Source organism: Tropicimonas sp. (genome assembly GCF_047971885.1).
Classification (GTDB): domain Bacteria; phylum Pseudomonadota; class Alphaproteobacteria; order Rhodobacterales; family Rhodobacteraceae; genus Tropicimonas.
On the sequence record NZ_JBKEAE010000030.1, the window covers coordinates 1 to 8,620 of the forward strand.

9 protein-coding genes and 1 other RNA gene are annotated in these 8,620 nt (G+C 67.2%); 5 read left to right on the forward strand and 5 right to left on the reverse strand.

Annotated features, from left to right (window positions below; all coding sequences use genetic code 11):
• Positions 1-59: 59 nt before the first annotated feature.
• From ffs to recR, 4 genes are all read left to right on the forward strand, one after another.
• An RNA gene (ffs, locus tag ACK5IR_RS04030) (signal recognition particle sRNA small type) lies at positions 60-158 on the forward strand.
• A gap of 150 nt (positions 159-308) precedes the next feature.
• A complete protein-coding gene (locus ACK5IR_RS04035) occupies positions 309-2,060 on the forward strand; it encodes a DNA polymerase III subunit gamma/tau (protein ID WP_416926172.1) in 1,752 nt (583 codons plus the stop codon).
• A 107-nt stretch (positions 2,061-2,167) separates the two neighbouring features.
• The gene (locus tag ACK5IR_RS04040; protein ID WP_416926174.1) at positions 2,168-2,515 is read left to right on the forward strand and encodes a YbaB/EbfC family nucleoid-associated protein; all 348 of its coding nucleotides are present in this window, start codon (positions 2,168-2,170) and stop codon (positions 2,513-2,515) included.
• A gap of 1 nt (position 2,516) precedes the next feature.
• Positions 2,517-3,116, forward strand: coding sequence for a recombination mediator RecR (gene recR / locus ACK5IR_RS04045; RefSeq protein ID WP_416926176.1), 600 nt, complete (start codon positions 2,517-2,519; stop codon positions 3,114-3,116).
• 29 nt (positions 3,117-3,145) lie between these two features.
• Here recR and ACK5IR_RS04050 read toward each other — a convergent pair whose 3' ends face one another.
• Together ACK5IR_RS04050 and ACK5IR_RS04055 are read right to left on the reverse strand one after the other, a co-directional pair.
• Positions 3,146-3,487, reverse strand: a complete 342-nt coding sequence (locus ACK5IR_RS04050) for a DUF6798 domain-containing protein (RefSeq protein ID WP_416926186.1) — start codon at positions 3,485-3,487, stop codon at positions 3,146-3,148.
• 1,321 nt (positions 3,488-4,808) lie between these two features.
• Positions 4,809-5,579, reverse strand: a complete 771-nt coding sequence (locus ACK5IR_RS04055) for a DUF1013 domain-containing protein (RefSeq protein WP_416926178.1) — start codon at positions 5,577-5,579, stop codon at positions 4,809-4,811.
• Between the two features lie 121 nt (positions 5,580-5,700).
• On the opposite strand from ACK5IR_RS04055, the gene ACK5IR_RS04060 reads away from it, so the two are divergent.
• Entirely contained in the window at positions 5,701-6,330 is a 630-nt protein-coding gene (locus ACK5IR_RS04060) for a ribonuclease T2 family protein (protein ID WP_416926180.1), read from the forward strand.
• Between the two features lie 49 nt (positions 6,331-6,379).
• Here the strand turns inward: ACK5IR_RS04060 and aqpZ are convergent, their stop codons facing one another.
• The 3 genes from aqpZ to ACK5IR_RS04075 form a co-directional block, all read right to left on the reverse strand.
• Positions 6,380-7,096: an aquaporin Z gene (gene aqpZ / locus ACK5IR_RS04065; protein WP_416926182.1), complete on the reverse strand. Its 717-nt coding sequence runs from the start codon at positions 7,094-7,096 to the stop codon at positions 6,380-6,382.
• 122 nt (positions 7,097-7,218) lie between these two features.
• Positions 7,219-8,202: an NAD(P)H-quinone oxidoreductase gene (locus ACK5IR_RS04070; RefSeq protein WP_416926188.1), complete on the reverse strand. Its 984-nt coding sequence runs from the start codon at positions 8,200-8,202 to the stop codon at positions 7,219-7,221.
• 52 nt (positions 8,203-8,254) lie between these two features.
• Positions 8,255-8,620, reverse strand: a 366-nt coding sequence (locus ACK5IR_RS04075) for a COQ9 family protein (protein WP_416926184.1), incomplete at its 5' end; no start/stop codon positions are given.

Below are 8,620 nucleotides of genomic sequence, written 5' to 3' on the forward strand. Positions count from 1 at the left end.
CCGGCGCAGGCAGCGACGGGCAGCTTGATTCCGGCGCGCGCATCCCGTAACTGGCGGATCGAGAGGCTGGCGCGGGCAGGCGCCTCGCCAACCCGGTCAGGTCCGGAAGGAAGCAGCCGTAACGAGTTCCGCCTGGGTCGTTGTCCAGCCTCTCACCCCCACGAAACCACGGAGCGCAAAACCGGCCGGCACAACCGGGCACACCGGATTTCGGCCGCCAAGGCTTCTGTCGGCGCGGAACCGAACGAAGGTAGTGGATCCCGGACCCGGCAGCCACTAGGGTCGGCACGGTATCAGGACGAGGCGACATGAGCGAGACGGGCAAGAGCGGCTATCAGGTTCTGGCGCGGAAATACCGGCCGCAGAGCTTTGCGGATCTGGTGGGGCAGGATGCGATGGTCCGCACCCTGAAGAACGCCTTCGCCGCCGACCGGATCGCGCAGGCCTTTATCATGACCGGCATCCGCGGCACCGGAAAAACCACCACCGCGCGCATCATCGCCAAGGGGATGAACTGCATCGGCCCCGATGGCACCGGCGGGCCCACGACAGAGCCCTGCGGAAAATGCGAGCATTGCAAGGCGATCGCCGAGGGGCGGCATGTCGATGTGCTGGAGATGGACGCGGCCTCCAATACCGGGATCGATGACATCCGCACGCAGGTGCTAGATTCGGTGGCCTATGCGCCAGGTTCGGCGCGCTACAAGGTCTATATCGTCGACGAGGTTCACATGCTGTCGAAGAGCGCTATCAACGCGCTGCTGAAGACGCTTGAGGAACCTCCCGCCCATGTAAAGTTCATATTTGCCACCACCGAGATCCGCAAGGTTCCGGTGACTGTGCTGAGCCGCTGCCAGCGCTTCGACCTGCGCCGCATCGAGCCCGAGGACATGCTTGCCATGCTGCGCCGTATCGCCGACGCCGAGGGCGGGCAGATAAGCGATGCGGCGCTGGCGCTGCTGGTGCGGGCTTCCGAAGGGTCGGCGCGCGACGCGCAATCGCTGCTCGATCAGGCGCTGAGCCAGGGCGCGGGCGAGACATCGGCCGAAACCGTGCGCGCGATGCTGGGGCTGGCCGACCGGGGGCGGATACTCGACCTGTTCGACATGATCCTGAGGGGCGACGCGGCGGGCGCCCTGTCGGAGCTCTCCGGGCAATACGCCGACGGGGCCGATCCGATGGCCGTGCTGCGCGATCTGGCCGAGGTCTGCCACTGGGTTTCGCTGATCAGGATCACGCCCGAGGCGGCCGAAGACCCGACCGTACCGCCCGCAGAACGCGACCGTGGCCGGACCATGGCAGCGGCGCTGACCATGCCGGTCCTGACCCGCATGTGGCAGATGCTGCTCAAGGCGCTGGAAGAGGTTGCGCTGGCCCCCAACGCCATGATGGCGGCCGAGATGGCGATCATCCGCCTGACCCATGTGGCCGACCTGCCGACGCCGGGCGATCTGGTGCGCAGGTTTCAGGACCTGCCGCCGCCCGCCCCGGCAGGCGGGCCGGGCAATGGCGGGCGGGCATCCGCCCGTTCCGGCCCCGCGCCTGCGGCCCCGTCCTCGGCTTCGGGCGGGGCGGTGGGCGGCGGCCCGGTGGCGGCGCTGGCCCGGGCGCCCGGGGAGGCGCTGGCACATTACACCAGTTTCGAACGGGTGACCGAGCTGATCAGCGCCCATCGCGAGGTGCCGCTGCTGATCGAGATCGAGCGCACGCTGAAGCTGGCGCGCTATTCGCCGGGCCGGATCGAATTCGAGCCGACACCCGATGCCGCGCCCGATCTTGCCCAGCGGCTCGGCCAGAGGCTTCAGACCTGGACCGGCAACCGCTGGGTCGTTTCGGTTGTCGGCGGGGGCGGTGCCCCCACCATCGCCGAGGCGCGCGACAGCACGCGCCGCGCGCTCGAGGAACGGGCGATGGAGCATCCGATGGTCCGGTCGGTCCTGGAGGCCTTTCCCCAAGCCCGCATCACCGGCATCCGCACCGCCGAAGAGATCGCCGCCGAAGCCGCCGCCGGGGCCCTGCCCGAGGTCGAGGACGAATGGGACCCGTTCGAGGACGACTAGCCGGCACGGCGCCGTTGTGGCGGCACCCATATCGCCTTGGGTCCCTTGTACGCGCCGCCCGCTGACCATAGGTTGCGCGAAACCGTTTGGATGGATGGGGTTCAGCAATGCTCAAGGGGCTTAGCGGGCTTGGCGACATGGCCAAGATGATGAAGAAGGCGCAGGAGATGCAGGGCAAGATGGCCGCGCTCCAGGCCGAGCTTGGCAATATCGTCGTTCTTGGCGAAAGCGGCGCCGGGCTGGTCATTGCGCGCTGCACCGCCAGGGGGGAGTTGACCGGGCTCGATATCGACCCGTCGATCTTCAACCCCGACGAGAAGGAAGTGGTCGAAGACCTGATTCTCGCGGCAATCAAGGAAGCGCAGCGCAAGGCGCAGGAGCGGTCGAAGGAGGAAATGGAAAAGCTGAGCTCCGAACTGGGCCTGCCACCGGGCATGGACCTTCCCGGGATGTGACGTGACCCGGCCGCCGCGCGATATCGAGGAACTGATCGACCTGATGGCCCGCCTGCCGGGTCTCGGGCCGCGCTCGGCCCGGCGGGCGGTGTTGCAGATGATCCGCAAGCGCGCGCTGCTGCTGATCCCGCTGGCCGATGCGATGCGCAACGTCGCCGTCTCGGCGCGCGAATGTGTCAGTTGCGGCAATGTCTGCACCAGCGAATTGTGCGACATCTGCACCTCGGAAAAGCGGGCGACGGGCGAGATCTGTATTGTCGAGGACGTGGCCGATCTGTGGGCGATGGAACGAGCGGGCGTATTCCGCGGCCGGTACCATGTGCTGGGCGGAACGCTTTCGGCGCTTGATTCCATCGGGCCGGACGAGTTGCGCATTCCCCGCCTGATCGAGCGGATTCGCCACGAAGCGGTCAGCGAGGTTATCCTCGCGCTCAACGCTACTGTCGACGGGCTGACCACGGCGCATTATATCGCCGAGCAGCTTGAACCGATGGGGATAACCGTCACCTCGCTGGCGCAGGGCGTGCCGGTGGGGGGTGAACTGGATTACCTCGACGACGGCACGATCAGCGCCGCGATGCGGGCACGCCGGGCGCTCTGAGAGCCACCGGCAGACAGGCCGGGCCGCATCTACCTGACGATCCGGTAGACGGCCGCCTCCTCCGAATGAAACAGCGGTTCCAGACCGTCGCAGACGACTGCCGGGCGCCGCGCCGGCGAATCGACCAGAAGGTGCGTGACCGGGTAGGCGGCGGAAACCTCCGACAGGGCCGCGCAGTCGATGGCACCCGGGCGTTTTTCCGGAAACACCCGTGTCGCCAGATCGCCACGGCGCTTCCACTCGATCACCTCGACATCGAGGTAGGGATGGGTCTTCCATGTCATCAGCTGCGCCGTCATCGCCGCAAGGCGGAAATCGGCGTCGTCCGGCGAGGTCAGGTAGATATCCGCCGGCGCATGGTGCTCGCGCACGTAGCGGATGTAGCCCGGCGTTTCCTGTCCGAACCATTCGGCAACCTTGATGGCCAGCCCCTCGCGCGCATCGGCAAGCGCCATCGCCCCGAAAAGCGCCGCACAGGCGAACCGCAGCCAGCGCTCCGGCCGCCAGCGGAAAAGCACGGCCAGAAGTCCACCCGCGACAACCGCAGCCGAGACCGGCACGACAACGATCGAGGCGCGCCACGGCGCCATCAGCGCAACCTCGGCATTGCCGGTGAGCGCAACGAAGACAGTGCCCGCCACCGCCAGTGCCAGCAACGCCGCATAAGCGCTGCGCAGCACCCCGCCCGGCATCATCGCCAGCGCAACAAGCGCGATCAGCAGCTTGCGCCAGCTCACCCAGCCCATCCAGTGCGCGGGATCGGAGTGATGTGGAATACGTTCGAAGGCAAGGAACGCATTGGCCGCCGCGAAGGTTTCACGGTCGGTGGGCGCAAAGCGCATCGCCAGATCGATTGGCGGCAGCGCGACGATCGCGGCGGCCAGCAGCAGCGGCAACAACGGCACCCTCAGCCGGTCGCGCCAGCGATGTATGACGATGACTGCAAGCATCACCGCCGAAATCGCGATATAGGCCGGGTGGAACGCGGCCGGCGCGGCGGCAACGACCATTGCCAGCGGCCGGCCGCGCTGTGCCAGAAGCAGCGCCGGCAGGTAGAGGATGCCGAACTCGGAGGGTTGCAGGTAGCCATGCGCCATGTACTGCTCGGCCACCCCGTCCAGACTGCTGCCGTCGCCCGGACCGGCCAGAGCGGCCAGATATGCCCCCACCGCCAGCAGCAGCGCCGGCCCGGCCTGCTCGCGCGCCGCCAGACGCGCGACGGCCAGCAGCGACAACGCCATCGCCGACAGGAGCAGCACCTCGATCACATAGAACAACACTGGCGAGCCATGCGCCGCCACCATATGAACCAGCCCTGAGAAAAGCGGCAGCCCGTCCACCGTGCCCGCCGTCCAGTCGGCGCCGAGCCGTTCGGGAAACGCCCGCGCCAGACCGTGCAGGAACTTCGTGTTCTGGTTCTGGAAATAGAGCGGTGGCATGCGCCGGGTTGCGACGAACAGCACGCTGACCAACAACCCGATCATCGCCACGACAGCGGGCGACATCGGTGCGGCGGGTGCGGATTTGCCCATGTGGAATGTCTCGCAAGCTTTGCCGCCGGAGAACGGCGCAAGGCTCTGAATGGCACGCGGGCAATGGCGGTTCAAGCCGGGGCCGGCACCGGAGGCGTACCCGGAAACGAAACACCCGGCCGCTCAGGCCGGGTGTACAAACATGCTATGCAGGGGTCGGTCAGGGCTGCCGGTTCTCGTCGTCCTCGTCTTCGTCGCCCCCCCCGGGCAGGTTGAAGAATGAATCGGCATCGATGATCGGATCCCTGTCGTCCTCTTCCTCGTCGCCGCGCGGATCGCCCGAAAGCGTGAATGTTTCGAGCCCCGAAATCGCGGTCGGCAGCCTGGGCTCGGGATCGGCGGCAAGCGACTGTTCGGTCGAAACCAGCTTGCGGCGCTCGTCGTCGCTCATCACCTCGCCGTTGGCGGCTTTCTTGGCCGCCGCCTTCTGCACCACGGCATCAAGCTCGGATTGTCTGCACAGCCCGAGCGCCACCGGGTCGATCGGCTGCATGTTGGCGATGTTCCAGTGCGTGCGTTCGCGGATCGACTGGATCGTCGGCTTGGTGGTGCCGACCAGCTTCGAGATCTGCCCGTCGCTCAGTTCGGGGTGGAACTTCACCAGCCACAGGATCGCGTTGGGCCGGTCCTGACGCTTGGAGAGCGGCGTGTAGCGCGGACCACGGCGCTTTTCCTCGCCAATGGCGGCGGCGTTGAACTTGAGCTTCAGCTTGTGCTGCGGGTCCTTCTCGGCCCGGTCGATCTCGATCTGGTCGAGCTGGTTGTTGGCGATCGGGTCGAACCCCTTGACGCCGGCAGCCACGTCGCCATCGGCGATGCCCTGTACCTCAAGCTCGTGCAGGCCGCAGAAATCGGCGATCTGCTTGAAGCTGATCGTCGTGTTGTCGACCAGCCAGACGGCGGTCGCCTTTGCCATGAGCGGCTTGTTCATGTCTGCCTCCTTCGCACATCTTCCCCGTGGCCGGGAAACGGCCGCGACCCCTTGGCCGCTTTTCCTCGTTTTCGGGGAATACGGGGGATATAAGGCGCAAAAAACGGAAAGGGAAGGGCTAATGCGCTGGATGATGGTCTTGCTGGCCATGGCGGGGGCCGCACCGGCCGAGGGCGAGCGCGCCGGAGATTTCGACTATTACGTGATGTCGCTGAGCTGGTCGCCCAGCTTCTGCGCCATCGAGGGCGACAGGCGCGGCGGCGAACAATGCGATCCGGCCCGCCATGCCGGCTGGGTGCTGCACGGGCTGTGGCCGCAACACGAGGACGGCTGGCCGAGCTTCTGCACAGCCAGCGCACGCAACCCCGCACGCCACCAGACCGACGGGATGGCCGACATCATGGGCAGCCCGGGTCTGGCATGGTATCAGTGGAAAAAGCACGGGCGCTGTTCGGGGCTTTCAGCCCACGATTATTTCGCCCTGTCGCGCCGCGCCTTCGAAAGCGTCGCCCGCCCGCAGGTTCTGCACCGGCTGACCGAAGCGGTGGTCCTGCCCGCCTCGGTGATCGAAGAGGCATGGCTGGAGGCAAACCCGGCGCTTTCGGCCGACATGGTGACGATCACCTGCCGCGACGGCCGGATCATGGAAACGCGCATCTGCCTGACGAAAGAGCTGCAGCCGCGCGACTGTGCCCCCGATACCCGCCGCGATTGTACCCTGAACCGGGCGCTGCTTGCCCCGGTCAGGTAAGATTCGGCGCCCGCTGTCGAGGCGGGCACCGAGGGGTTTCCATGGGATCTCAGTGGCCTTCGTCTTCCAGGCCGGCGGCGGTTGTGGGATCGAGCGCCTTCCAGATGACCGCCCCGAGCGCCCCGCCGATCAGCGGTGCAACCCAGAACAGCCAGAGCTGTGCGATCGCCGTGCCGCCGCCGAACAGCGCCACGCCGGTCGAACGGGCCGGGTTGACCGAGGTGTTGGTCACCGGGATACCGACCAGGTGGATCAGCGTCAGGCCGAGCCCGATGGCGATACCGGCAAAACCCGCCGACGCCAGCTTCGAGGTTGCACCGAGGATGATGACGAGGAAGAACGCCGTCAGCACGATCTCGGTCACCAGCCCGGCCAGCAGGCCGTATCCGCCGGGCGATGCCGCACCGTAGCCGTTGAGCGCGAAATTGCCGATGGGCGAGAAGCCCTCCTGTCCGCTGGCGATGATCAGCAGGACCAGCGCGGCGGCGATGGCGCCGGCAACCTGTGCTCCCCAATAGGGCAGCAGTTCCTTGCCGCTGAACCGGCCGGCCACCATCAGGCCCAGCGAAACCGCCGGGTTGAAATGCCCGCCCGAGATATTGCCGAGCGCATAGACCATGGTCATGACCGTCAGGCCGAAGGCCAGCGCGACGCCCAGCCAGCCGATACCGACATCGGCCACGCCGGCCGCGAGAACGGCGCTGCCGCAACCGCCAAGCACGAGCCAGAAGGTCCCGACGAATTCCGCGATGAGTTTCCTGGACATTTTGGATACACTATTCCTGTTCTAAACATAAAAATCCGGACCTTTCCGCCGCAATTCCCGGCGCGATCCTCGCGCGTTCTACTACCCGGATCGCCCCCCGGCGAAACAGGGTATTGTTCGTTCTATGCCACCCTGAGCACGATCTTGCCGATATGACCCGAGCTTTCCATCCGCGCATGCGCGGCGGCCGCATCGGCCAGATCGAATTCGGAATCCACCAGCGGCGCAATCCTTCCGGCGCCGAGCAGCGGCCAGACCTCGGCGCGCAGCGCCGCGGTGATCCGCGCCTTGGCCAGATCGGATTGCGGGCGCAACGTCGAGCCGGTGATGGTCAGCCGGCGCATCATAACCTGTGAAAAGTTCAGTTCCACCTTCGCCCCCTGAAGAAAGGCGATCTGCACCAGCCGGCCGTCGTCGGCCAGCGCCTTCACGTTGCGCGGCAGATAGTCGCCGCCCACCATGTCGAGGATCAGATCGGCACCGCCCCGTGCCCGCAGGATTTCGACAAAATCCTCTTCGCGATAGTCGATCGCCCGCTCGGCACCGAGGCGCAGGCAGGCGGCGCATTTTTCGCCTGAGCCTGCCGTGGCAAAAACGCGCGCCCCGAATTGCCGGGCAAGCTGGATCGCGGCGGTGCCGATGCCGGAACTGCCGCCATGCACCAGAAACCGCTCGCCCGCTCTCAGTCCGCCGCGTTCGAACACGTTCGACCAGACGGTGAAGAAGGTCTCGGGCAGGCAGGCCGCATCCCTCATGCTCATGCCGGCGGGCACAGGCAGGGCGTGGGCGGCCGGGGTCGCGACATATTCCGCATACCCGCCGCCCGGCAACAGCGCGCAGACCCTGTCACCCACCGACAGGCCCGAAACGCCCGGGCCAAGCGCCGCGACCTCGCCGGCGGCCTCCAGCCCCGGCAGATCGCTTGCCCCGGCCGGCGGCCGGTAGAGCCCGGCGCGCTGCAACGCATCGGGCCGGTTCACCCCGGCCCAGCCGACACGAATCAGGATCTGGCCATATCCGGGCCGGGGCAGCGGGCGCGCGACAACCTTCAGCACTGCGGGACCGCCGGGTTCGGAAATCTCCACGGCGCGCATGGTTTCGGGCAGTGTCATTGCGGGCTCCTTCTTCCGCTGGCCGGGCGTTCGCCCGCCGGAGGCATCACGCGTTGCCGGGCCGGGCCGGACCGGCAACAGTCGGGTTCCCGGACCATGTGCCGGGAAAGCCGGTGCGGCGCGGCGGCGCGTGGATCCGGCCCAGCACCCGGCTGGGTCCGGCAAGAAGCGCGCGGGACAACGGATTCCCGGTCAGCCGCGCACGCAGCCTGCTGGCCCGCAGCACGCCGTCGATCCGGCGGTCGAGAAAGGCCCAGGTCGCTACGTTGCCTTCGCTGTCGTCACCCAGCCAGTAGAGCACCGTCGCGCTGTAGACCGCCGAAAGCGAGGCGCGCCTGGAATACCAGTTGATGTCGTCTGAACTGTCGCCAAGGGCGGTCCAGATCATGTCGGCGCTGCGCCAGATGGCGCG